Here is a 26,201-nt window from a genome sequence, read left to right as displayed (position 1 = left end):
ATACCAAGAATGAGCACGATCGAATCCAGCGTATCCTCCATTTTGTTGGACCGTGTTGCTGAATGGCTGACGAATTCTTCGCTGGCCGGTGACGACCTTGAAAACATCGTGCGCGGTTTCTGCGAGCGGCTCGCGGCCGCCGGCCTGCCACTCGCGCGCGTACACCTGACCTTCTCGATGCTGCACCCGCTCTATGACGCGCTGAGCTTTACCTGGAAGCGCTCGAGCGGCGTGACTATCGAGGGCTTCCGCATGCCGGCCGGCCAGAAGCCGGACCGTTTTCTGCAAAGCCCCTATTTCTATCTTCTCGACAACAATCTGCAGCATATCCGCCGCCGCATCATGCCTGACGGCCCGAGTGAATTTCCGATCTTCGAAGATCTCAGGCAAGAAAAGGTCACAGATTACCTCGCCTTTGTGCAACCCTTCGGTGACGGGTCGGTGCAGGGCATGATGGGCTCCTGGTCGACCGACAGCCCGGCCGGCTTTTCCGACGACATGATTGACGCACTGTTGCGCATGCAGAACCATCTGGCGGTCGCTGCCAAGATGGCGGTGCTTGCCAAGCTCGCCAACAACATGCTGACCACCTATCTCGGCGGTGATGCCGGCAAGCGCGTTTTGAACGGACAGGTTCGCCGTGGCGATGGTGAGACCATCCGAGCCGCCCTCGTCATGGCGGATATGCGTGAATCAACCATGTACGCGGAGAAGGAGGGAAGGCAGGCCTACATCGATACGCTGAATCAGTTTTTCGATGCGATCGCTGCGCCATTCAACCGCAACGGCGGCGAAATCCTGAGCTTCCTCGGCGACGGCTTCCTCGCCGTCTATCCCTGCGGTCGCCACAAGGATCCGTCCAAAATCGCCTGCGAGGCCGCGCTTTCCGCCGTCCATCATGCGCAGGCGCGGGTTGCCGAACTGAACAAGGATCGCGAGGCAAAGGGGCTGCCGAAAATCGGCTACGGCATCGGTCTGCATGTCGGCAACGTCATGTTCGGCAATGTCGGCCTGAAGGATCGTCTTACCTTCTCCGCCTTTGGCTCGGCAGTGAACGAGGTACAGCGTCTACAGGTCCTGACGAAGAAATATAGCCGCGAGGTTGTCGCGAGCCAGGCCTTTGCCGGCTACTGTGGCGGCGAATGGATCACGCTTGGCGAGGAAAAGCTGCGCGGCATCCGCCAGAAGGTGACGGTGCTGCAGCCGCGGGCGCCGGCATCTGCAATCCGGGTCGACGAAGGTTTCCGTGAAGCCGTTCAGAACGGCCTTTCGGAAGCCGAACAGGTCATCATGCTTCACCGCGACAAGAAACAGGTAAAACGCACGCCTATCGAAAAATTCATCCAGTAGCTACACGCGAACATTGCAGCACTTTGGCCGCAGCGCCGTCTATGACAACCCCTGCATCAAGCGCTTTGTAAAACAGGCGCCATGGGTTGCTTTTCCCCATGCCTGTCATCAACTGGACACCCAGTTGACGGTACGATAGTGTGCCTTAACGGGAACACATAAGGACTGGGGAATTTCATTGGTATGGCGTCAGCTGCCGATCTGTTGCGTATTGAGAATCTGGACGTCGCCTTCTCCGTTTTCGGCGACCGGCTGCGTGTCGTAAAGGAAGCCAATCTTCGGATTCTGCCAGGCAAAGTGACTGCCCTCGTCGGCGAGAGCGGTTCCGGCAAATCTGTTATCAGCCAGTCGATCATGGGCATCCTGCCGGCCCCAGCCCATGCTGGCGGCCGTATCCTGTTTACCGACCCGCTGGATGGCAAGGCCACGGATATTCTCTCGCTGTCACGCGACAGCGCCGAGATGCGCGACCTGCGCGGCAGGCGCATGGCGACTATTTTCCAGGAGCCGATGACATCGCTCTCGCCGCTCCACACGGTCGGCAACCAGATCAGCGAGGTCTTGCTGATCCACACCAAGGCAGACAAGAAGGAAGCACGCGAGCGCACCGAGGAAATGCTCGGCCTCGTCGGCTTTTCCAATCCGAAGCGCACATACGACATGTATCCGTTCGAGCTCTCGGGCGGCATGCGACAGCGCGCGATGATTGCCATGGCGCTGATCTGCAAGCCGGCGCTGCTGATCGCCGACGAGCCGACCACGGCGCTCGACGTGACGATCCAGGCACAGATCCTCGAATTGCTGCGCGACCTGCAGGCCAAGCTCGGCATGGCGATGCTGCTGATCACCCACGACCTCGGCGTCGTCGCGAATATGGCCGACGAAGTGGTGGTCATCTATCACGGCGAGATCATGGAAGCCGGCCCGGTCGAAGCAATCTTCCGCAATCCGCAACATCCCTATCTCAAGGCCCTCATGGCCGCGGTTCCGCATTTCGACATGAAGCCAGGCGAACGGCTGAAGGCCCTGCGGGACGTCCCGGTCAATCTGGAATCGCTGATCGGCAAGAAGAAGCCGGCTGTAAAGGAAGCGCCCGGCGTGCTCCTTTCCGTCGCCAATCTTTCCAAGACCTACAAGACGCGCAAGCGTAGCTTCTTCGGTGGCCAGGAAGCCACCATCTTGCGCGCTGTCGACGATGTCAGCTTCGATATCCGCCGCGGCGAATGTCTGGGGCTCGTGGGCGAATCGGGCTGCGGCAAAACGACCGTCAGCAAGATTCTCATGCGCGCGGTCACGCCTGATAGTGGCACGGTGACGTTCAACGACGGCAAGGATGTGATCGACGTCCTCTCGGTCAAGGGATCGGAACTGCAGGACCTTCGCACCAAGATCCAGATGGTGTTTCAGGATCCGGTTTCCTCGCTTTCGCCGCGCATGACGGTGCGCAATATCCTTAGCGAGCCTCTCGAAATCCATGATCGCGGCAACAGTGCCGAGCGCAAGGCCAAAGTCGAGGCGCTGATGGGTGCGATCGGCCTCGACCGGCGCTATCTCAACCGCTATCCGCACAGTTTCTCCGGCGGCCAGCGCCAGCGCATCGGAATTGCCCGCGCGCTCGCGCTCGGCCCCAAGCTTGTCATCCTTGATGAACCGGTCTCGGCCCTCGACGTATCCGTGCAGGCACAGATCCTCAATCTTCTGAAGGATCTGCAGAAGGAGTTGGGGCTCACCTACCTCTTCATCTCGCACAACCTCGCAGTCGTCGACTACATGGCAGACCGCATCGCCGTCATGTGCAAGGGCCGTATTGTCGAGATCGCGCCGCGCGAAATCATTCTGCGCAATCCGGTTCACCCCTATACCAGGTCATTGCTTGCCGCCGTTCCCTTCCCGGATCTCGACCGGCCGCTCGACTTCAAGGCGCTGCAGGAAAATGGTGCAGCCGACAAGCAGAACTGGGGCCCGGTCTTCAGGGCGGACCACGATGACGCCTCCGAACTTGCCTTTGCCGATCTCGGCGGCGGCCATCTGGTGCGCGCCCGCAAGGGTGCCGATGCGAAGGAACTGGTCTGATGGTGACGCGCCGTATCTTTCTCGGCGGCCTGATCGGCTCGGCCATCGCGCCTTCGGTGCTCCGGGCACAGCAGCTCGCCGAGCCAGAAATTTTGAGGGCCAGGGTCGCTGACGGCAGTCTGCCGCCAATGGCCGAGCGCATTCCGACTGAGCCGCGTATCGTCAATCTCAAGGAGATGGGCCGCGTGCCCGGCACCTATGGCGGCAATGTGCGCACCATCATCGGCGGTGTGCGCGATATCCGCTACATGACCGTCTACGGCTATTCGCGGCTGGTTGGCTACGACACCAAGCTGCAGTTCCAGCCCGATATCCTGCGCGATTTCACCTCGGAGAATGACACTGTCTTCACCTTCCGGCTGCGCGAGGGGCACAGATGGTCGGACGGTCATCCCTTCACGGCGGAAGCCTTCCGCTACTGGTGGGAAGACGTCATCCTCAACAAGGAACTGACGCCCGGCGGCGGCGCGCTGGAGCTGCGTCCGCACGGCTCCCTGCCGCGCTTCGAAGTGCTCGACGAGCTGACTGTGCGCTACAGCTGGGACAAGCCCAACCCGGTTTTCCTGTCGGCGCTTGCCGGACCTCTGCCGCTCGTTATCTATGGCCCGGGCCATTACCTGAAACAGTTCCACAAGGGCTTTCAGGACAAGGCCAAGCTTGAAGAGCTGATGAAGAAGAACCGCGCCAAGAAGTGGGCCGACCTGCACATCAAGATGGCGCTCGCTTCCCGGCCCAACAATCCCGATCTGCCGACGCTCGATCCCTGGCAGAACCGCACGGCGCCGCCGGCCGACCAGTTCGTCTTCGAGCGTAATGCCTTCTTCCACCGCGTCGACGAGAATGGCATGCAACTGCCCTATCTCGATCGCTTCATCCTGAACGTCTCGTCTTCCTCGATCATCGCCGCCAAGGCCGGCGCGGGCGAATCCGACCTGCAGGCGACGGGCATCGACTTCAATGACTACACCTTCCTGAAAGAGGCGGAAAAGCGCTTCGCTGTGAAGGTCAATCTCTGGAAGGTGGCGCGCGGCTCGCGCATCACGCTGTTGCCGAACCTCAATGTCGCCGACGAAACCTGGCGCGCGCTGTTCCGCGACGTACGCTTCCGCCGAGCCCTGTCGCTGGCAATCGACCGGCATGAGATCAACATGGTGGCCTTCTACGGTCTCGGCAAGGCGAGTGCCGATACGGTGCTGCCGGAAAGCCCGCTCTTCAAACCGGAATATGCCGACGCCTATGTGAATTTCGACCCTGACACGGCCAATAAGCTGCTCGACGAACTCGGCCTCGACAAGCGCGACAGCGATGGTATCCGCCTGCTGCCTGATGGACGCCGCGCCGAGATCACCGTCGAGACAGCCGGCGAGAGCAATCTCGACACGGACGTTCTGGAACTCGTGCACGATCACTGGGCCAATATCGGTCTGGCGCTCTTCACCCGCACCTCGCAGCGCGACGTCTTTCGCAATCGCGCCATGAGCGGTTCGATCATGATGTCGATCTGGTACGGGCTGGATAACGGCGTGCCGACCGCCGACATGTCTCCCTATGGACTAGCCCCTACGCTGGATGACCAGCTTCAATGGCCGCTCTGGGGCATGTACTATCTTTCGGCCGGTCAGGAGGGCAAGGCGCCCGATCTGCCGGAGGCGGCCGAGCTTGTGGATCTCCTGAACCAGTGGGGCGCAAGTGCTACGACGGAAGAGCGTGAGGTTATCTGGCACAAGATGCTGTCCCTCTATACCCAGCAGGTCTTTTCGATCGGCCTCATCAACAGCACGCTGCAACCGATCCTCAGATCCGCCAAAATGCAGAACGTGCCGGAGCACGCGCTCTACGGCTTCGATCCGACCTCTTTCCTCGGCGTCTACATGCCGGACACCTTCTGGTTCAAGGAGGCCTGAGCGATGATCCGCTATATCCTCTGGCGTATCGCCGCCATGGTGCCGACCCTGCTCGTAATATCGGCGCTGGTCTTCGTCATCATCGAACTGCCGCCCGGCGACTTCTTCGAAAGCCAGATCGCCGAACTGCGCGCCCAGGGCGAGACGGCAAACCTGCAGGAAATCGAGGAGCTGCGCCATCAATACGGCTTCGACCAGCCGGAGATCGTGCGCTACTTCTTCTGGGTCGGGGGCATGCTGCATGGCGATTTCGGCTATTCCTTCGAATATCAGCTGCCGGTTTCCGACGTCGTGGGCGACCGATTGTGGCTGACGATCCTCGTCTCCTTCACGACCATCCTTCTAACCTGGCTGATTGCCTTCCCGATCGGCATCTATTCGGCAACCCATCAATATAGCTGGGGCGATTACGGCCTGACCTTCCTCGGCCTGCTCGGCATTGCAATTCCGAACTTCATGCTGGCGCTGATCCTGATGTATTTCGCCAACGTCTGGTTCGGTCTTTCCATCGGCCATCTGATGGACCAGCAATATCTCAACCAGCCGATGAGCTGGGAAAAGGCGAAGTCGATCCTCGCGCATCTCTGGATTCCCGTCATCATCGTCGGCACGGCCGGTACGGCCGGCATGATCCGCCGCCTGCGCGCCAATCTGCTCGACGAGATGCAGAAGCAATATGTGACGACGGCGCGCGCCAAGGGCCTGCATCCGATGCGGGCGCTGGTCAAGTATCCGCTGCGCATGGCGCTCAACTTCTTTGTCGCAGATATCGGCTCGATCCTGCCGTCGATCATTTCGGGTGCGGAAATCGTCGCCATCGTTCTGTCGCTCGAAACGACCGGGCCAATGCTGATCAAGGCGCTGCAAAGCCAGGACATGTACCTTGCCGGCTCCTTCCTGATGTTCCTCGCCTTCCTGAACGTCATCGGAGTCTTGATTTCCGATATCGCCCTTGGCTTCCTCGATCCCCGCATCCGTCTGCAAGGCAGGAGCACCAAATAATGTCGCCCCTACCCGCGCCCGGTGCGCCGCTGCCGCACTATGTTTCGACTGCCCCGTTCGATCCGATCGCAACGGAGACGATGACCTCGGCACAGTCGCGTATCCACCTTGCCTCGCAGAAGCAGCTCATGTGGTGGAAGTTCAAGCGCCACAAGCTGGCGCTGGCTTCAGGCATTTTCCTTGCCGCCGTCTACCTGATGATCTTGATCGTCGAGTTCCTGGCGCCTTACGGGCTCCATACCCGCAACGTCGATTTCATCCATTCGCCGCCACAGCGCGTCCATCTTTTCGACAGCGAGGGCAATTTCGTCGGTCCGTTCGTCTATGGACGGCAGATGACGCTCGATATCGATACGCTGCACCGGCTATACAGCGACAAGCAAAACGACATCCAGCCGATCCGCTTTTTCTGCCGTGGTGATGGCTACAAGTTTTGGGGGCTCGTCGCCGCCAACTATCATCTTGTATGCCCGGCGATCGGTGGACAGATGTTCCTGCTCGGAACCGATCGTCTCGGCCGTGACGTGCTGTCGCGTATCCTTTACGGCGCAAGAATCTCGCTCACCATCGGCCTGATCGGCATCTCCATCAGTTTCGTGCTCGGCATCGTCATCGGCGGGCTCGCCGGCTATTGGGGAGGCATCTTCGATCTTGTCGTGCAGCGACTGATCGAAGTCCTGCAATCCCTTCCATCGCTGCCGCTCTGGATGGCGCTGGCTGCCATCATGCCGGTGACCTGGAGCCCGATCGTCATCTATTTCGGCATCACCGTCATCCTTGGCATTATCGACTGGACGGGGCTTGCGCGCGCCGTGCGCTCCAAGCTTCTGGCCTTGCGCGAGGAAGATTATGTGCAGGCCGCCCAGCTTATGGGGGCGAGCACACCGCGCGTCATTGGCCGGCATCTGGTGCCGGGCTTCATGTCGCATCTGATAGCATCCGCCACCATCTCCATTCCGGGCATGATCCTCGGCGAGACGGCGCTTTCCTTCCTCGGCCTCGGCCTCCGGCCACCCATTACCAGCTGGGGCATCCTGCTGACGGAGGCCAAGAGCGTCAGCGTCATCGCCTTCTATCCGTGGCTGCTGTTTCCGATCGTTCCGGTAGTCCTGGTGATTTTGGCATTCAATTTTCTGGGAGACGGCTTGCGCGATGCGGCAGATCCCTACAAATAGCGGTGAATTCGGCGAGGTGTTTCACCTCCGCCGCATTGTGGCCTCCGGCATGCGGGGGTGGTAGAAGTATGTCGTCCACCTCTAGGGGCACACCGATGGCCAGACGTCTCGAAGATGCGCGCATCCTCATGTACAGCCATGATACATTCGGCCTTGGCCACCTGCGCCGCTGCCGGGCGATCGCCCATGCCCTCGTCGAGGATTATCGCGGCCTGAATATTCTGATCATATCGGGCGCGACGATTGCCGGGGCCTTCGACTACCGTGCCCGAGTCGACTTCGTGAAAATCCCGAGCGTCATCAAGCTGCGAAACGGCGAATATACGTCGCTCGCCAGCCATATCGACCTTCAGGATACACTGAAGATGCGCGAATCGAGCATCCGGCACACCGCCGAGACCTTTCAGCCTGACATCTTCATCGTTGACAAGGAGCCGATGGGGCTAAAAGGCGAGGTCGAGGAAACGCTCGCCTATCTGAAGGCTCGCGGCACCACTCTGGTGCTGGGCCTTCGCGAGGTCATGGACGCGCCGCATCTGCTCCAAGCCGAGTGGAAGAAAAACGGCATCATGCAGAAGATCGATCAGTATTACGACAGCATCTGGGTCTATGGACCGCCGGATTTCTACGACCCGCTGGTCGGCCTCGACGTGCCCTCGGGCGTCCGCCGCAAGATGGATTTCGTCGGCTTCCTGCAGCGCAGCGTTTCCAAGGGCAAGAACTCGCTGAATGCCCGCAAGGACGACTATATCCTGGTGACGACCGGCGGCGGCGGTGATGGCTCCGACCTCGTCCACGACGTCATGAACGCCTATGAGGCCGACGAGACGCTGACACAGAAAGCGCTTGTCGTGCTCGGTCCCTATATGCCGGCCGCCGAGCGCGCGAAACTCGTGCGCAAGGGCGAGAACATTCCCTATATCGAGGTGATCGAGTTCGACAATCACATGGAAGAATTGATCGACGGTGCCACTGCCGTTGTCGCCATGGGTGGTTACAACACCTATTGCGAGATCCTCTCCTTCGACAAGCCCGCCCTTATCGTCCCCCGCGTCGCCCCGCGCGAGGAGCAGCTTCTGCGTGCCCGCCGCGCCAGCGAACTCGGCCTGGTCGACATGCTGCTGCCGGAGCAATCCGGAGACCCGACTATCATGGCCGAAACGCTGAAGCGCCTGCCCTCGCGGCTTCCGCCATCGAAAAGCGGCAGCAACATGCACCTGGAGGGGCTGAATCAGATTTCCCGCACGGTTGGTGGATGGCTGGACGGCCGTGGACGCCACCTTTCTCTCGTGGGCGCAGAATAAAGAGCCTTCCTTTGCCGCCACGCCGCAAGATTCTCGTCGTGCTGAAAGGCTATCCCCGCCTTTCGGAAACCTTCATCGCCCAGGAATTGCTCGGCCTCGAAAAGGCCGGCTTCGACCTGACGCTGATCTCCATGCGTCGACCGACCGACAAGAAGCGTCATCCCGTGCATGACGAGATCAAGGCGCGCGTCGTCTATCTGCCGGAATATCTGCACGAGGAGCCGATCCGCGTATTGAAAGGTCTTTTCGCCGGTTTTTCCAGGCCAGGCTTCGGCGCACTGATGAAACGGTTCTTCGCCGATCTGCCGCGCGATATCTCCCGCAATCGTTTCCGCAGGCTCGGCCAGGCGCTGGTACTGGCGCGCGAATGGCCCGACAAGGGCGAGTGGCTGCATGCCCATTTCATCCATACACCTGCCTCAGTGACCGAATATGCGAGCATCCTGACGGGCACGCCTTGGACCTGCTCGGCCCATGCCAAGGATATCTGGACTTCGCCCGACTGGGACCTTGGCCAGAAGCTCGGAAGTGCCCGCTGGGCAGTCACCTGTACCCGCAGCGGCTACGAACACATGAAAGCGCTGACGGCGCGCAAGGATGCGGTACATCTGAGTTATCACGGCCTCGACCTCGCCCGCTTCGGCCATTTTGCAGGCGAGCGCTCGAACCGCGATGGCAGCGATTCCGCCGATCCCGCCTTCATTCTCAGCGTCGGCCGGGCGGTGGAAAAGAAAGGCTATGATGTGCTGCTGCGCGCCCTTGCCCTGCTGCCTCGGGAAATCAACTGGCGCATGGATCATATCGGCGGCGGCGAGGAGCTTTCCAAGCTGAAGAAGCTCGCCGCTGAACTCGGCCTTGCCGACCGTATCACCTGGAAGGGTGCACTGGCGCAGGAAGACGTGCTCGATCACTATCGCCGCGCCGACATCTTCGCCCTTGCCTGCCGCATCGCCGCCAATGGCGACCGCGACGGGCTGCCGAATGTGCTCGTCGAAGCATCCAGCCAGCGGCTCGTCTGTCTCTCCACCAATGTTTCAGGCGTGCCGGAGCTGCTGAGCGATGGCGAAAACGGCCTTGTCGTGCCACCGGAAGACCCGGCAGCCCTTGCAAAAGCGCTTGAGACGGCGATCCGCAATCCCGATCTGCGCAAGCGGCTGGGGGATGCGGCCGAAGAGCGCGTGCGCGGCCATTTCGATTATCACTCCAGCATCCGGCAGTTGAGCGGCCTGTTCGAGGCAGAATGGCAGAAGGCGTCATGACGGCTCCCCGCATCTTCTTTTATGTCCAGCATCTGCTCGGCATCGGCCATATTGCGCGCGCCAGCCGTATCGCCAATGCGCTGGTAAAGGATGGCTTCGACGTCACGGTCGTCACCGGCGGCCTGCCGGTGCCAGGCTTTCCCGGCGAAGGCGTGAAGACCATCGAGCTGCCGCCGGTGGTCGCCAGCAATATCGGCTTTTCCGGCCTTGCCTATGCCGATGGGCAGGCAGCAAGCGAGGAGTTCCTTTCAAGGCGCCGCGACCTGCTTCTCAAAGCCTTCGACGAGGCAAAGCCAGATGTCGTTATCGTCGAGGCCTTCCCCTTTGGCCGCCGGCAGATGCGTTTCGAACTGCTGCCCCTGCTCGATGCGATCGAAAAAGCCAACCCACGGCCGAAGCTTTTGAGCTCCGTGCGCGATATCCTGCAGGAAAACCGCAAGCCCGGCCGTGACGAGGAAACTGTCGAGCTGGTCAAGGAGCATTTCGATGCCGTGCTGGTCCATGGCGATCCGAACTTCGTGCGTCTGGAGGATACGTTCCCGCTGACGCCTGAGATCGCCGATCGAATTCGTTACACCGGTCTCGTTGCCCCGCCGCCCGCACCCGAACCATCCGAGACGTTCGACATCATCGCTTCGGCAGGCGGCGGCGCCGTCGGGCTGGAACTGATCCGCGCCGCGCGGGATGCGGCGGTACTCTTGCCTGCCGATATCAAATGGCTGCTGATCACCGGCCCCAACCTTCCCGCGGCTGATTTTGCCCTATTGTCGCAGGATGCGCCTGCCAATGTCACGCTGGTACGGTTCCGCAAGGATTTCCCCTCGCTGCTGCGTGGTGCCAAAGTCTCGATCTCGCAGGCTGGCTACAACACGGTCGGTGACCTGCTTCGCACCCAGTGCCGCTCGATCCTCATCCCCTTCGTGGCGGCAGGCGAGACAGAGCAAACCGTGCGGGCCGAACGGTTGCAGGCACTTGGCCTTGCCGAAATCCTGCCGGAGGCGGGCTTGACGCTCGACGATGTCAAAACCGCTGTCGAACGCGCACTTGCAGCACCGTTGCGCCCGGCCGTTTCGCTGGATTTAGACGGTGCCGCAAAAAGTGCAGCCATCATTCGTTCAATGATCGGCTGAAACCCTCGCCTATTCTAAAATTCATGTGATATAAGGAAAATTCCGGCGAGAATCGGCGTTTCGACATCAGTCCGCTCCGCCTTGTTTTCGTTGCGATATCGGCGGTCTGACTGCATGGTCCTGTACTCGGAGATTCCCCCTTCCCCAGCATCAGGATTGCAGTGCGGACTTTTCCCACAGTCTGACGGTTAACCATGGAAAAAAGCCTCGCGCGCTACATCTGGAAGAACACGCGGCTGCAGCAGCTCTGGATTCTGCTGGTCGTCGCCGCTTCCATGGTACCCTACTTCTTGTCCTTCGACTTGCCGAAGCAAATCGTCAACGGACCTATCCAGGGTGACGGCTTCGACGGGCCTGGTGCAAGACAGGTTTTCATGCACATCGCCTATGACATCCCGCTGATCGGGCATGTCGAGTTCTTCAAGGGCCTGGAACTCAATCGCTTCCAGATGCTGATGGCGTTGAGCCTGGTCTTCCTGGCCTTGGTGGTGCTGAACGGCCTTTTCAAGTTCTACATCAATACTTACAAGGGCCGGCTCGGCGAGCGCATGTTGCGCCGCATCCGCTTCGAACTCATCGATCGCGTGCTGCGCTTCCCGCCTGCCCATTTCAAGCGGGTCAAATCCGCTGAAATCGCCACCATGATCAAGGACGAAGTGGAGCCGATGGGGGGCTTCACCGGCGACGCATTCGTCTCCCCCGCACTTCTCGGTGGCCAGGCGATTACCGCACTTGCCTTCATCATCATTCAAAATTTCTGGCTCGGTATGATCGCGGCTGCCATTGTCGGCGTGCAGGCGGTGGTCATTCCCCGCATGCGCAAGCGTCTGCTTGAACTCGGCCGTCAGCGCCAGCTGACCGCACGTGAACTCTCGGGCCGCGTCGGCGAGATCGTCGACGGCATCGGCACGATCCACGGCAACGACACATCCAACTTCGAGCGCGCTGATATCGCGACCCGCCTCGGACGCATCTTCTCGATTCGCTACGACCTCTATCAGTGGAAATTCCTGGTCAAGTTCATCAACAACTTCCTGGCCCAGGTCACACCTTTTCTGTTTTACGCGATCGGCGGTTATCTCGCGCTGCAGGGTCGGCTCGACATCGGTCAGCTCGTCGCCGTTATTTCCGCTTACAAGGATCTGCCTGGACCGCTGAAAGAACTGATCGACTGGGACCAGATGCGCCAGGACGTGCAGGTCAAGTACGCGCAGGTCTACGAACAGTTCAATGTTGAGCCGCTGATCGACAGCCGTATCCAGGAACTCGCGACCGCGCCGGTGGCACCCCTGACGAGCGCCTTCGTCGTCACCAACCTCTCCGTCAGCGACGATAGCGGCGCACGTCTCGTCGATCACGTCTCGGTCGAGATCAAGCCGAACGAGACGGTTGCGATCGTCGGACCGAACGGCAGTGGTGCGGAAGCCTTCGCCGAAGCGCTTGGCCGTCTCGTCTGGCCGGATTCCGGCCGCATCACCATCGACGGACAGGACCTGCTGGATCTACCCGAATCCATCACTGGCCGGCGCATCTCCTATGCCTCTGCCGACAGTTATTTCTTCCACGGCACGCTGCGCGATAACCTGCTCTACGGCCTGAAGCACGCGCCGATGAAAGAGCCTGAATATGACGACAAGACAGCGCAGGAATATAAATGGCATGTCACGGAATCACAGAAGGCCGGCAATCCGATCCTCGATCTCAACAGCGACTGGGTCGACTATAACTCTGCCGGCGCCAAGGGACCTGAAGATCTGCTGAAAGCGATCCGGCCGGTACTCGACGCCGTGCTGATGTCGCAGGACATTCTGGATTTGGCATTGCGCTCGACCGTCAATACCGAAGTGCATACCGCACTTGGCAGCCATATCGTGGAGCTCAGAACATCGCTGCGCGAACGACTTGCCGCTGAAAATCTTGACGCAATCGTCGTGCCCTTTGATTTCGACGCCTACAACACGCAGGCGACTGTTGGCGAAAACCTGCTCTTCGGCACGATGAAACGGCCGCTGATGAACAACCGCCGGCTTGCCGGCCATCCCTATTTCCAACAGCTCTTCCGCGACACCGGGCTGAGCACAGACCTTTACGCGATGGGCCTGGAAATTGCCGAGAACGCGGTGGAACTCTTCCACGACCTGCCGCCGGACCACCCCTTCTTCCAGCAGCTTACCTTCATGACGGCGGATGACATTCCGACCTACCAGGCATTGCTGCAGAAGCTGCAGGGCAAGCGCTTCGAGGATGCTACGCCTGAAGACCGGGCAAGCATCATCCGCCTGAGCTTTGCCTATATCGAACCGCGGCACCGCTTCGGTCTCTTGACGCAGGCGCTGATGGACAAGATTGTCAATGCCCGCAAGCAGTTCCATCAAAACATCCCCGATGATCTCGCCGAGCTGATCGAGCGTTATGACATCAGCCGCTTCACGGCCTCCGCGAGCCTGATGGACAATGTGCTCTTCGGCCGCATCGCCTATCAGCAGGCCGATGCTTCCGATCGCATCCGCCTGATCATGGGCGAACTGTTCGATGCGCTCGATCTCTATGACGATGTATTGTCGATCGGGCTGGAATTCGATGTCGGCTCCGGCGGCAAGCGCCTGACAGGGGTACAGCGACAGAAACTCAATCTGGCGCGGGCGCTGCTCAAGCGTTCCGATTACTTTATCTTCAACCGGCCGATCCCGGCGCTCGACCAGCGCATCCAGGACCAGATTACCCACAACATCATTGAAGACCTTCACGAGGAAGGCAAACGCCCGGCAATTATCTGGGTGTTGTCCAACGCCAAGCTGGCGGAAATCTTCGATCGAATATTGCTCTTCGATCGCGGCGATCTTGCCGAGGCGGGCAACTATCCGGAACTTTCCGAGAAAAACGGTATGTTCAAGGAACTGTTATCGTAATACTCTATTGGGGCGGCAGAGACGGCGCCTGCAAGGCGCTTGGAGTTGGTTTTTAGCGCATGATCAAGGACCATGCGGCAGGGGGTGTAGCACTCATGCTGTTGAGAGATGAAGTAGAAATGCTGCGGCGGGTGCCGATCTTTTCGAGGATCGCACCAGCGAAACTCAAGCTCTTGGCCTTCACCTCGGACCGCATGACGTACCACCCAGGCCAAAACCTGTTCCGTCAGGGCGATGTCGGCGACGCCGCCTACGTCGTTCTGTCAGGCACGGCCGATATCATCGTTTCCTCGCCTGCCGGCGAAATCAAGGTCGCCGATGTCGAGGTCAATTCCATTGTCGGCGAAATCGCGATTCTCTGCGACGTCTCGCGTACCGCGACCGTGCGCGCCACCTCACCGCTCGAAGTCCTGCGCATCAGCAAGGAACATTTCCTCAAGCTTCTGAGCGATTTTCCGGAGATGGCCGTGGAGATCATGCGTGTGCTCGCGGACCGGCTCAACCATACGACTGCCGAACTGACCGCCGCACGTTCAGCCAAGCAGCCGCAGATGGCGCAGTGAAACTCCGAAAATAGATTGTAAACGAAAAGGCCCGCCGGGTTTCCCCGGCGGGCCTTTTCGTTGAGTCCTTCGGTGCCCTACTCGCGCTGTTCCAGCGCCCTATTGAAGGCGAGGGCAGCGAGCGTGCAAATCGCACCCGACAGCAGGTAGTAGCCGACGAAGGTCAGGCCGAACTCACTGGACAGGCTGAGTGCGACAAGCGGTGCGAAGCCTGCGCCAATGAGCCAGGCAAGGTCGGAGGTGAAGGCAGCACCCGTATAGCGATAGCCGCGGCCGAAGCGCGAGGAGATCGAACCGGTCGCCTGGCCGAAGGAAAGGCCGAGCACGCCGAAGCCGATGATGACGAAGGCATCGTGGCCGCTATTGCCGGCGCCGATCAGGAATGGACCAACGAAGCTGAAGATCGCGATCAGCACCGCGCAGATCGCCAGTTGCTTACGCCGGCCGATACGATCGGCAATCACACCCGACGCAATGATCGCGAAGATACCGACCATGGCGCCAACGACCTGAACCACCATGAAGGCGCCGATCGGCTGGTTGCCATAAAGGTTCATCCAGCTGAGCGGGAAGATCGTGACGAGGTGGAACATGGCAAAGCTTGCAAGCGGCACGAAAGCGCCGATCAGGATATCGCGGCCGTGGACGCGCAGTACGTCGAGGATTGGTGCTGCTTCGAGCTCATGCTGTTCGAGCAGCGTGCCGAATTCCTTGGTCATGACGAGGCGAAGACGGGCAAAAAGCGCGACGACATTGATCGCGAAGGCCACGAAGAACGGATAACGCCAGCCCCACGAGAGGAAGTCCTCTGAGGAAAGATTGGCGACAAAGTAACCGAACAGGATGCTCGCCAGCGCAAAACCGATGGGCGCGCCGAGCTGCGGAATCATTGCGTACCAGCCGCGGTGATTCGGCGGCGCGTTAAGTGCGAGCAGGGAAGCGAGACCGTCCCAGGCACCACCGAGCGCAAAACCCTGGCCCAGGCGGAAAAGTGCCAACAGCGCAATCGACCAGTAGCCGATTTCATCATAGCCCGGCAGGAAGGCAATCGATGCCGTAGAACCACCGAGCAGGAAGAGTGCGATGGTGAGCTTGGTGCCGCGTCCATAGAAGCGGTCGATCGTCATGAAGACAACCGAGCCGACGGGACGGGCGAGAAACGCCAGCGAGAAAATCGCGAAGGAATAGAGGGTGCCCGTCAGCCGATCCGGCGCGAAGGGAAATACAAGTTGTGGAAACACGAGTACGGACGCGAGGCCGTAAACGAAGAAATCAAAAAATTCAGACATGCGACCGATCACCACGCCGACCGCGATGCTGCCGGGCGAAACCGGTTTGTCATCGTGGATGCGCCGCGCATCCCGTTCCAGCGATGAAGATGATGGTCCTAAATGGGCTACAGTGGCCATATGAAACGCCTCCCTCGTTCAAGGTGCTTTTTACAAAGCACCTCAAGCTGATCTTGTTCCATATTTGCAGCTTATCAAGTCCTGATCGCGCAAATAGTTGACGTCGAATTCTCAAAAAACGATGCGACGTCAAAATCGCGTGATACCTATCCCAACCTATTCCAGAGTTTTATTGGGCAAGGCCCTGCTTTTCAGCTATACACAAGGCGGCGCCGGAGAAATTCCTTCTTACTGTTATCAGGATTTTAGGGGCGCCGTGGAAGCTGACTTCTCCCGCGGTGCAAAATGCATGTTGCACTGCGACCAAAGACCTCATATCGCTGCTTGTGCCAGTGCTTTAGTCGGCAATTGAACGAAACAAAAAGAGCTTAGAGACGTGCAAAAACTGCCAAAGTTTTCCCGCCTTCTATTAATCTTGCCGCTGTTTTTTTTGGCAGGATGCAACTTGGTAGTCATGTCGCCTTCGGGCGATATTGCTGCCCAGCAACGCGACCTCATCATCGTCTCGACGGTGCTGATGCTTCTGATCATCATTCCGGTGATCTTCCTCACACTGTTTTTCGCCTGGCGTTACCGGCGCTCAAATACGGCCGCGAACTACGCGCCCGAATGGCATCATTCCACGCGTCTCGAAATCGTGATCTGGGCAGCACCGCTCGCCATCATCATCGCGCTCGGCGCGGTCACCTGGATTTCGACGCATAAGCTTGATCCCTATCGGCCGCTTGACCGTATCGACGCGGAGCGCGCCATTCCGGCAGATACCAAGCCGCTGACCGTCGAGGTCGTGGCGCTCGACTGGAAATGGCTGTTCTTATACCCGGACCTCGGCATTGCGACCGTCAACGAGCTCGCAGCACCGGTTGATGTCCCGATCAGTTTCAAGATTACCTCCTCGTCGGTGATGAACTCCTTCTTCATCCCCGCCCTTGCCGGCCAGATCTACGCCATGCCGGGCATGCAGACGAGACTGCACGCCGTCATCAACAAGGAAGGCGAATATGACGGCTTCTCCGCCAATTACAGCGGCGAAGGTTTCTCGAATATGCGCTTCAAATTCCACGGCCTGAACCAGGAGGGCTTCGATGCCTGGGTGGCGCAGGTCAAGCAGCGCGGCACGATGCTCAACCGCGACGCCTATCTGAAGCTCGAAAAGCCGAGCGAGAAGGAGCCGGTGCGCTACTATGCCGGCGCCGACGCCGATCTCTACGACGCGATCCTCAACATGTGCGCCACACCCGGCAAAATGTGCATGAACGAGATGATGCACATCGACATGATGGGCGGCGGCGGCAAGGAGAGCGAAGCGAACCGCGAAAAGCTGACCTACGACAATCGCCATGCTGACGAGGGCATCGTCGCGCCCGCGGCGACGGTACCTGCAACAGGCGCTCCCGCACGCAGCGAGCCTGCCGAAAGCACCGATGGCAACAGCATGCAGAACATGCCCGGAATGGACATGCAGCATGATGGCCATTCCATGCCCGGCATGAGCAATGGCGGCGGCCCTGCGCCTGCGCAGCTCAACAATAACAATTAACCTGGCGCTTTGCGTCGTAAGACATAATGAACGGGTTGTTCCATGTTTTCCAATCCTGACCTCCTGAAGTTCATCTTCGGCCGGTTAACCCTCGACGCGATCCCGTATCACGAGCCGATTCTGGTCGTGACGTTTATCGGCGTCGTCATCGGCGCCATCGCGGTGCTCGGCGTCATCACCTATTTCAAGTTCTGGGGTCCGCTCTGGCGCGACTGGATCTGCAGTGTCGACCACAAGAAGATCGGCATCATGTACGTGATTCTGGCCGTCATCATGCTGCTGCGCGGCTTCTCCGACGCGCTTCTGATGCGTGGCCAGCAGGCGATCGCCTTCAACGGCAATGAAGGCTACCTGCCGCCGCACCATTACGACCAGATCTTCACCGCCCACGGCGTCATCATGATCTTCTTCGTGGCGATGCCCTTCGTCACCGGCCTCATGAACTTCGTGGTGCCGCTGCAGATCGGCGCGCGCGACGTCTCTTTCCCGTTCCTCAACAACTTCTCGTTCTGGATGACGACGGCGGGCGCGATCATCATCATGATCTCGCTCTTCATCGGCGAATTCGCCCAGACCGGCTGGCTCGCCTATCCGCCGCTTTCGGGTGCCGCCTATAGTCCCGGCGTCGGCGTCGACTATTATATCTGGGGCCTGCAGGTCGCCGGTGTCGGCACCACGCTATCGGGCATCAACCTGATCGCCACCATCGTGAAGATGCGCGCGCCGGGCATGACCTTCATGAAGATGCCGGTCTTCACCTGGACGGCACTCTGCACCAACATCCTGATCGTCGCCTCCTTCCCGATCCTGACCGCAACGCTCGCTCTCCTGTCGCTCGACCGCTATGCCGGGACGAACTTCTTCACGAACGACCTCGGCGGCAATCCGATGATGTATATCAACCTCATCTGGATCTGGGGCCACCCGGAAGTCTACATCCTCGTCCTGCCGGCCTTCGGCATCTTCTCGGAAGTGGTTGCGACCTTCTCCGGCAAGCGCCTGTTCGGCTACGCGTCGATGGTCTACGCCACCTGCGTGATCATGATCCTGTCCTACCTCGTGTGGCTGCACCACTTCTTCACGATGGGTTCGGGCGCTTCCGTCAACTCGTTTTTCGGCATCACCACGATGATCATTTCGATCCCCACCGGGGCGAAGATGTTCAACTGGCTCTTCACCATGTATCGCGGCCGTATCCGCTACGAGGTGCCGATGCTCTGGACGGTCGGCTTCATGGTGACCTTCGTCATCGGCGGCATGACCGGCGTCATGCTTGCCGTTCCTCCTGCAGACTTCGTCTTGCATAACTCGCTGTTCCTGATCGCGCACTTCCACAACGTGATCATCGGCGGCGTCCTGTTCGGCATGTTCGCCGGCGTGAACTACTGGTTCCCGAAGGCCTTTGGCTTCAAGCTCGATCCCTTCTGGGGCAAGATGAGCTTCTGGTTCTGGCAGATCGGCTTCTGGTTCGCCTTCATGCCGCTCTACATCCTTGGCCTGATGGGCGTCACCCGTCGCATGAGCCAGTTCGATGATCCGTCGCTGCAGATCTGGTTCATCATTGCTGCCTTCGGCGTCGGGCTGATCGCTCTCGGCATCGCGTCCTTCCTGATCCAGATCGTCGTCTCCTTCAGGAAGCGCGAAGAACTGCGTGATGACAGCGGTGATCCATGGGATGGCCGCACGCTGGAATGGTCGACCTCTTCGCCGCCGCCGGATTACAACTTCGCCTTCACGCCGGTCGTGCATGATCATGACAGCTGGTATGACATGAAGAACCGCGGTTACGAGCGCCCGCTCGGCGGCTTCAAGCCGATCCACATGCCGAAGAACACCGGCACTGGCGCGATCCTGTCGGCCTTCAGCATTACGCTCGCCTTCGGCCTGATCTGGTACATTTGGTGGATGGTCGTGCTCTCCGCCGTCGCCATGTTCGTCGTCGCGATCGGCCACACGTTCAACTACAAACGCGACTTCTACATCCCCTCGGACGAAGTCACCGAAACGGAAGGCAAGCGCACACAATTGCTTGCCGAGCAGGTGTAAGAGACCATGAGCGATCATACTATCGACACGGCCGAGAAGCCTGAATTCTACCTCACCGAAGATCATCATCCGGAGAACAGCACCAATCTGGGCTTCTGGCTCTACCTGATGAGCGACTGCCTGATCTTCTCGGTGCTGTTTGCCACTCACGCCGTGCTCGGCCGCAACTATGCGGCCGGTCCGTCGCCGGCCGATCTCTTCGATCTGCCGCTGGTGGCCATCAACACCTCGATGCTGCTGCTCTCCTCCATCACCTACGGCTTTGCGATGCTGCAGATGGAGCGAAACGCAAAGGCGGAAACGCTGTTTTGGCTGGCAATCACCGGCCTCTTCGGCGCAGCCTTCATCGGCCTCGAACTCTACGAGTTCGTGCACCTGATCCATGAGGGCGCCGGCCCGCAGCGCAGCGCCTTCCTGTCATCCTTCTTCACACTGGTCGGCACACACGGTCTGCACGTGACCTTCGGCCTCGTGTGGCTGGTGACCCTGATGGTGCAGGTATCCATGCATGGTCTGATCGAAGCCAACCGCCGACGCCTCATGTGCCTTTCCATGTTCTGGCACTTCCTCGACGTCGTCTGGATCGGCGTCTTTTCCTTCGTCTACCTGATGGGAGTTCTCGGATGAGTTCGCAAGCACCCGTACATGAGGATGCCCACGAGGCTCATCACGGCCACAGCCACGGACATCAGGCTGGTCACGGCACCTTCAAGAGCTACATGACGGGCTTCGTCCTGTCCGTCATCCTGACCGCCATTCCCTTCTGGCTGGTCATGGGCGGCGTCTTCGAGAACCATACCGTAACTGCCATTTTGGTGATGGCGCTCGCCGCCGTGCAGATCGTCGTTCACATGATCTTCTTCCTGCACATGAACACGAAGTCGGAAGGCGGCTGGACGATCATGGCGCTGATCTTCACGATCATCATCGTCGCCATCGCGCTCTCGGGCTCGCTCTGGGTCATGTATCACCTGAATACGAACATGATGCCCATGAGCCCTGAGATGATGAAAAACATGCCGTAACGGCAAAGGAGCGGGCGGCGGCAACGCCGCCCGTTGCGGTTATCGATGACCGATATCTCTTCCGACCATCCGGACAGCCCGCGTTCGCCCGTCACTCTGGCGATACTGGGATTTGGGCTTCTGGCTCTCGTCGCCGCATTGATCGCCCTCGGCACCTGGCAGGTCCATCGCCTTTCCTGGAAGCTCGATCTGATCGCCCGCGTCGATGCGCGCGTCCATGCCGAACCCGTCGCGCCGCCCGCACAAGCCGACTGGAACAAGGTCAATCCCGCCGATGATGAATACCGGCGGGTAACGGCATCAGGCATTTTCGAGAACGACAAGGAAACGCTGGTCACGGCCTCGACAGCGCTCGGCAGCGGCTATTGGGTGCTGGCGCCGCTCAGGCTCGCGGATGGAAGCGCGATCCTCGTCAATCGCGGTTTTGTCCCGCCTGATCGCCGCGATCCGGCCTCGCGACCGGAAAGCGAGCTCGGCGGACAGGCCAGGGTCACCGGACTGATGCGCATGACAGAGCCGAAGGGCATGCTGCTCCGTTCCAATAATCCGGCTTCCGATCGGTGGTATTCGCGCGATGTCACGGCCATTGCCGGGAAGCGCGGTCTTTCGAACGTTGCCCCCTTCTTCATCGACGCGGACGCGACGCCCAATGCCGGTGGCGTGCCCGTGGGTGGACTGACAGTACTCGATTTCCCCAACAACCACCTTGTTTACGCCATCACCTGGTATGTGCTGGCGCTCATGGTGGCGGGGCTCCTGGCCTATATCATACGGAGCGAGATCAGAATCCGCAGAGCCTCTTAGCGAGGCGTTTATTGGGCAATGCGATTGATCGCCTCTGCCAGCTGCGCCTGCGAGAAGGGCTTGCCGAGCCGTTGTATGTCGGTGATGCCGGAGCCCTCGGGAATCTCTGCAAAACCGGTCGCGAGTATGATCGGCATATCGGGCCATTCATTGCGAATAGCCACAGCAAGCTGCGACCCTGTCATGCGCGGCATGGCGTGATCGGAGATTACCAGATCGACGTTTTCGATGCGAAGAATGTCGAGCGCGTCAGCACCGGCCATCGCCTCGATTACGGTATGGCCGAGATCCTCCAGCATGAGCGTGGTGTTCATCAGAACCAACCCGTCGTCGTCGACGGCAAGGATGCGCAGCGACCGTGAGCAATTTGCGGCTTCCGGCACGGATTGTTCAGGTTCTTTTACGATGCTTTCGGCTCCCGTAACAGGAAACCACAGCTCAGCTGTCGTGCCTTCACCGAGCCGGCTCTTCAGCACGAGCCTGCCGCCGGACTGGGCAGCAAGCCCCTGCACCATCGAGAGCCCGAGACCCGTTCCCTTGCCGATGCCCTTGGTCGTGAAGAACGGAGTCACCGCCTGATTCAGCGTCTCGTCGCTCATGCCTTCGCCCTCATCGGCAACGGCGACACACACATAGTGGCCGGCCGGCATTGTACCGCCGTCAGGCACGAGTTCCTCAGTGGCTCTGATCCGAATAGGCCCGCCACCAGGCATGGCGTCGCGGGCATTGACGACGAGGTTGAGCACCGCCGCCTCTAACTGGTTCGGGTCAGTCGCAATCATCGGCAGGCTCTCGGGAAACTCGGTCTCAAGCGTGGCGATCGGACCGAGGGAACGCGAGACCATGTCCATCATGCCGCGCAAAAGCGCGGAGACATCGATCTTTTCGACCTGTAACTCCTGTCGGCGGGAAAAGGCGAGCATGCGCTGGGTCAGCGCCGCACCACGCTGCGCACCGAGCATGGCATTGTCGACAAGCGGCGACAGAGCAGGATCCTGTGGCATGCGCTTCTTGAGGATTTCGAGGCTCCCCAGCACCGCCATCAGGAGGTTGTTGAAATCGTGCGCGACGCCACCGGTCAACTGGCCGATGGCTTCCATCTTCTGTGCCTGGAAAAGCTCTTCGCGCGTTTGCTCCAGCGCACGCTGCGTCTCCATCTTCTCGGTGATGTCGCGGGTGATCTTGGCAAAACCAATAATATCGCCGAAATCATCCTTAATTGCGTCGATAACAATATGCGCCCAGAAGCGCGAGCCGTCCTTGCGTACTCGCCAGCCTTCCCTCTCGAAGCGCCCGTCCCGGCTGGCAGTTGCCAGGGCCCGCTCCGGCAATCCGCCGAGGCGGTCCTCGTCGGTATAAAAGGTGGAGAAATGCCGGCCAATAATCTCTTCCGAGGTATAACCCTTGATGCGCTCGGCGCCGGAATTCCAGCTTGCTACGTGGCCCTCAGGATCCAGCATGTAGATGGCATAATCGGAGACGCCTTGGACGAGCAGACGAAACTGCTCCTCGCTACGCTTTAGCGCGTTCTCGGCGGCCTTGCGCTCCGTCAGATCGCGAGTGATCTTGGCAAAGCCGATCAGCTCACCGGAGGCATCGCGGATCGGATCGATGATCACATGCGCCCAGAAGCGTGTACCATCCTTGCGCTGTCGCCAGCCTTCACCCTCGAAGCGCCCTTCCGTCGCGGCGATTCTGAGCGCCCGCGCGGGCAATCCAGCCTCCCGATCGGCATCCAGATAAAACCGGGAAAAATGCTGGCCGAGAATTTCCGAGGCGCGATAGCCCTTGAAACGCTGAGCGCCGGAATTCCAGCTCGTCACATAACCTTCGGGGCTGAGCATGTAGATCGCATAGTCGGTGATCGCATCGACAAGGAGACGAAAACGCCCCTCGCCTTGAAGAGACGCGTCATATCGATCCACGGCTTCCATCTGCCCCTCTAAACGAATTACCAGCGCAGCATAACGCCGGCTCAGGCAGATGGTTCCAAAGGAAGTGACGAATTTCGCTAAACCGCCTGGCTTCGTGGATAGAAGCGCTCCGCAATTCGATCGGAGGCCGCGTAGGCCTGCGTAACGATTTCGGGCACGAGATCGATGTCCGGCAGGCTGCCGAGACCAAGCGGACCGACCGCAAATAGCCCATCGATCGACGAGCCGTCGTCCAGGAACGTTTCGCCGCGGGCATTGACAGCCAGGCCAAGCGCGAGCTCGTCAGGCATGGCAAGGCGCGCCGCCAGCAAGCTTTGCATCAGCGGAGCGGAAAGATCAGGCGCATGGCAGCGGCAATCGACGATACGTTCGGCATGGATGACTTCTTCGCTCGACGAACCGGCGGGCGTGAAGAAAAGGCCGCTGAGACCTCTACGCCCGGCGCGGCCACGCCTGAGCACCGTACGACCTTCGGCAAGTTCCCGCTGGAGGCGCAGATGCATCGCCTCCGGCAGGCGGTTGCGGTGACTGTCATAGATCGCCCGCAGATGCCGGTTGAATTGCCGCTTCTCACGCGCCGGCAGCGACCGCCAGAGCGAGCGGGCATGCTTGCGAAGGCCGTTCATGACCGACTGCCAGCTTCGCCCCTCCTCTTCCGCTTCGCGGCAGGCCTGACGGATGAAACTAACGATGTCCGGCAGGTTTTGCGGCAGCGCTTCGGCCGGAAAAACCGGATCGGCGGAATTCGGCGTGTGGCTCTGCGGCAGGAAACCATGTCGCGAAATGATTGTCACCTGGCCGGTATAACCGGCGTCACGAAGCTGCAGCAGCTGGTCTACGACCCTGATACCGCTGCCGAGCATCACCGTATGCGGCCGGGCGACGAGACGCTGCGCCCTGACCGGCGACACCTCCGGCTCGTCGACCTCGGGTCGAGGCAGGCCGTAGCCTGTCGCGAGGATCACGGTATCGAAAAGCGGATTGGATGGATTTGCGCTTTCAAGCACGAATCGGCTGCCGTGGCTCCTGCGAATTGCCACGACCGGATCGTGACAGACCTGGACGGTGATATCCCGGCGGGCGGCGAGTGCTTCTGAAAAGCGTTGGTAGACATAGTCGCTGAAGATTTCACGGGGGACGAAGATCTGCCGGAAGCCGGGAATTGCGGCCGGCACGGCGGCGCGGAATTCGGCGTTGCTACAAAGCCAGTCGTTGAAATCATCGGGATCGCCAAGCGAAACGGAGAGATCACGCACACGCGTATTGAGGATGGTCGAAGACCTTGCAGACGCCAACGCCTGGCCGCCGTTCACCGTGGAGTTCGGATCGAAAAGCTGGAGGTGAAAAGGCGTGCGCACGGTGCGCATCAACGCCACCGCCATCATCATGCCGGAAAAGCCGCGGCCGACGATCGCAATACGCGGCACGGCGGAAATCTGAGCCGCCGCACTCGCCTTACTCGAAAAAAGTCCCTGAACCGTCATCTCAACTCCCTTGCGGCTCATCCGCATGTGTTTCGATCAAGGTTTCAACGCAGGACCTCTGAGGTCATGCGTTGGGCAGGTTCACGCGGCCACGCAAAACGTTCACCACCGGCTCGGGTTCCATTGGAAACCGGCCTGGCTGGAAAAGATCCTCATCCCAGCCGCATAGTCTATTAAACTAGTCGTGTATGAAAGCGTGAAAAGCTCAATGTTGCAAGAGGTTTATTTTACCACCTGGCCAACACCCTGATCCAAAACAGAAAACGAGCCCCCGCCTAGGCGAGGATTTCGACCGTGTAGGAAAAGCGCGACGTTTCGCCCGGTGCAAGCACCTTGGTGTAAGGGCGTCCCTCAAGGTCGTCAGAACCGCCATTTTCGGCAGCCGTCCCGTGCCAGGGCTCGACGCAGAGGAAAGGCGCGCCGGGCTTGGTCCAGAGCGCCAGGTTGGGCAGGTTCTCGAAGCTGAAATGCATGGACGGACCGCCCTCAACTCCATAACGCAGGCCGGGGCCCGCACCTTCCGGAAAGATCATGGCATCCTGCTCGAACATGGAATGGTCGAGCACAAGCCTGCCTGCAGCAAAAGGTGAAGCAAGTTTCTTCGGCGAGATCAAGCCGCCCTCAAGGCGGACGAGCGCCGGCTCGGCTCCATTGTCTAGCGTGACCGTGTGCGGCTTGTTTGCAGCATCCGGCAGCGGCCAGCGGAAAGCGGTATGAAAACCGAGACCGAAAGGCATCGGCCTGATATCGCGGTTGGTAACTTCGGCGGCAACGGTTAAAGCCCGACCCTCGACACTATGGATAACGGCCAGCAGGAAATCGAAGGGATAAACCGCCTTCGTTGCCTCTGAAGCAGCAAGCTCATAGCGGCAACTCGCTTCGGACGAGGATGCCAGCGCAAATTCACTGCGACGGGCAAAGCCGTGCTGGCCCATAGGGGCGCTGTGACCGGCAACCTTCAGAACGTCGTTCGGCGCCTTGCCGACCATCGGAAACAGGATCGGCGAACGGCCGGTCCAAAAGGCGGCGTCGCCGTTCCAGACCCAGGAGCGGCCGTCGCTTGATGTCAGCGCCTGCATTTCGGCGCCGAGCGAGGAAACGTCGACAGTGAGAAACTGATTTGCGATCCGGACCGTGGATGACATCGAACGCCCTCTTCGTGCTGGTTGGCGAGCGGACCATACATGCGCGCAACATGGATTTCCACTGGCGATGCACAGCGCCGAGGCTTTCGTTTTCCGGCAGACGAATCCGCCTGAGGCACGTAGTCAGCTGAGCGTGGCGGTAGCG

Annotated in this window: 19 protein-coding genes; 15 read left to right on the top strand and 4 right to left on the bottom strand. The window is 59.9% G+C overall.

The features are described from left to right. Nucleotides 1-9: 9 nt before the first annotated feature. From FHX06_RS13550 to FHX06_RS13505, 10 genes are all read left to right on the top strand, one after another. Nucleotides 10-1,350, top strand: coding sequence for an adenylate/guanylate cyclase domain-containing protein (locus FHX06_RS13550; protein WP_112546147.1), 1,341 nt, complete (start codon nt 10-12; stop codon nt 1,348-1,350). Between the two features lie 183 nt (nt 1,351-1,533). Continuing rightward, entirely contained in the window at nt 1,534-3,423 is a 1,890-nt protein-coding gene (locus FHX06_RS13545) for an ABC transporter ATP-binding protein (RefSeq protein ID WP_113210099.1), read from the top strand. Further along, nucleotides 3,423-5,327: an ABC transporter substrate-binding protein gene (locus tag FHX06_RS13540; RefSeq protein WP_112968989.1), complete on the top strand. Its 1,905-nt coding sequence runs from the start codon at nt 3,423-3,425 to the stop codon at nt 5,325-5,327. Before FHX06_RS13545 ends, FHX06_RS13540 begins: the two co-directional genes overlap by 1 nt. 3 nt (nt 5,328-5,330) lie before the next feature. Then, the gene (locus tag FHX06_RS13535) at nt 5,331-6,329 is read left to right on the top strand and encodes an ABC transporter permease (protein ID WP_112546144.1); all 999 of its coding nucleotides are present in this window, start codon (nt 5,331-5,333) and stop codon (nt 6,327-6,329) included. Then, the gene (locus FHX06_RS13530; RefSeq protein WP_162710161.1) at nt 6,329-7,504 is read left to right on the top strand and encodes an ABC transporter permease; all 1,176 of its coding nucleotides are present in this window, start codon (nt 6,329-6,331) and stop codon (nt 7,502-7,504) included. The genes FHX06_RS13535 and FHX06_RS13530 overlap by 1 nt, the downstream gene beginning before the upstream one ends. A gap of 95 nt (nt 7,505-7,599) precedes the next feature. Continuing rightward, nucleotides 7,600-8,808, top strand: a complete 1,209-nt coding sequence (locus FHX06_RS13525) for a glycosyltransferase family protein (RefSeq protein ID WP_113210098.1) — start codon at nt 7,600-7,602, stop codon at nt 8,806-8,808. Nucleotides 8,809-8,819: 11 nt separating this feature from the next. Further along, nucleotides 8,820-10,067, top strand: a complete 1,248-nt coding sequence (locus tag FHX06_RS13520) for a glycosyltransferase (protein ID WP_113210097.1) — start codon at nt 8,820-8,822, stop codon at nt 10,065-10,067. After that, complete coding sequence (locus FHX06_RS13515; protein ID WP_183879627.1) at nt 10,064-11,197, top strand: glycosyltransferase family protein; 1,134 nt, start codon at nt 10,064-10,066, stop codon at nt 11,195-11,197. Before FHX06_RS13520 ends, FHX06_RS13515 begins: the two co-directional genes overlap by 4 nt. A gap of 194 nt (nt 11,198-11,391) precedes the next feature. Continuing rightward, a complete protein-coding gene (locus FHX06_RS13510; protein WP_113114512.1) occupies nt 11,392-14,106 on the top strand; it encodes an ABC transporter transmembrane domain-containing protein in 2,715 nt (904 codons plus the stop codon). A 95-nt stretch (nt 14,107-14,201) separates the two neighbouring features. Beyond that, nucleotides 14,202-14,669: a cyclic nucleotide-binding domain-containing protein gene (locus tag FHX06_RS13505; RefSeq protein ID WP_112546343.1), complete on the top strand. Its 468-nt coding sequence runs from the start codon at nt 14,202-14,204 to the stop codon at nt 14,667-14,669. A 77-nt stretch (nt 14,670-14,746) separates the two neighbouring features. Here FHX06_RS13505 and FHX06_RS13500 read toward each other — a convergent pair whose 3' ends face one another. Continuing rightward, a complete protein-coding gene (locus FHX06_RS13500) occupies nt 14,747-16,078 on the bottom strand; it encodes an MFS transporter (RefSeq protein ID WP_112546139.1) in 1,332 nt (443 codons plus the stop codon). 376 nt (nt 16,079-16,454) lie between these two features. On the opposite strand from FHX06_RS13500, the gene cyoA reads away from it, so the two are divergent. The 5 genes from cyoA to FHX06_RS13475 are packed head-to-tail and all read left to right on the top strand — an operon-like array spanning nt 16,455 to nt 21,493. After that, nucleotides 16,455-17,618: a ubiquinol oxidase subunit II gene (gene cyoA / locus FHX06_RS13495; RefSeq protein ID WP_113014511.1), complete on the top strand. Its 1,164-nt coding sequence runs from the start codon at nt 16,455-16,457 to the stop codon at nt 17,616-17,618. A 42-nt stretch (nt 17,619-17,660) separates the two neighbouring features. Next, complete coding sequence (gene cyoB, locus FHX06_RS13490; RefSeq protein WP_112546137.1) at nt 17,661-19,664, top strand: cytochrome o ubiquinol oxidase subunit I; 2,004 nt, start codon at nt 17,661-17,663, stop codon at nt 19,662-19,664. A 6-nt stretch (nt 19,665-19,670) separates the two neighbouring features. Further along, entirely contained in the window at nt 19,671-20,291 is a 621-nt protein-coding gene (gene cyoC / locus FHX06_RS13485) for a cytochrome o ubiquinol oxidase subunit III (protein WP_112546136.1), read from the top strand. Then, the gene (gene cyoD, locus FHX06_RS13480) at nt 20,288-20,689 is read left to right on the top strand and encodes a cytochrome o ubiquinol oxidase subunit IV (protein ID WP_112968984.1); all 402 of its coding nucleotides are present in this window, start codon (nt 20,288-20,290) and stop codon (nt 20,687-20,689) included. The genes cyoC and cyoD overlap by 4 nt, the downstream gene beginning before the upstream one ends. A gap of 45 nt (nt 20,690-20,734) precedes the next feature. Further along, nucleotides 20,735-21,493 carry an SURF1 family protein gene (locus FHX06_RS13475; RefSeq protein WP_113210096.1) on the top strand — a complete coding sequence of 253 codons (759 nt, stop codon included), beginning with the start codon at nt 20,735-20,737 and terminating at the stop codon, nt 21,491-21,493. An 8-nt stretch (nt 21,494-21,501) separates the two neighbouring features. Here the strand turns inward: FHX06_RS13475 and FHX06_RS13470 are convergent, their stop codons facing one another. The 3 genes from FHX06_RS13470 to FHX06_RS13460 form a co-directional block, all read right to left on the bottom strand. Beyond that, nucleotides 21,502-23,427 (bottom strand): PAS domain-containing sensor histidine kinase, encoded by a 1,926-nt coding sequence (locus tag FHX06_RS13470; protein WP_183879625.1) that lies wholly within the window; start codon nt 23,425-23,427, stop codon nt 21,502-21,504. 77 nt (nt 23,428-23,504) lie between these two features. After that, complete coding sequence (locus tag FHX06_RS13465) at nt 23,505-24,911, bottom strand: FAD/NAD(P)-binding protein (protein ID WP_113210239.1); 1,407 nt, start codon at nt 24,909-24,911, stop codon at nt 23,505-23,507. 275 nt (nt 24,912-25,186) lie between these two features. Next, the gene (locus tag FHX06_RS13460; RefSeq protein WP_113210094.1) at nt 25,187-26,056 is read right to left on the bottom strand and encodes an aldose 1-epimerase family protein; all 870 of its coding nucleotides are present in this window, start codon (nt 26,054-26,056) and stop codon (nt 25,187-25,189) included. Between the last annotated feature and the right edge of the window lie 145 nt (nt 26,057-26,201).

This window comes from Rhizobium sp. BK512, from assembly GCF_014194915.1.
GTDB lineage: Bacteria > Pseudomonadota > Alphaproteobacteria > Rhizobiales > Rhizobiaceae > Rhizobium.
This window is presented reverse-complemented; position numbering and strand designations above follow the sequence as displayed.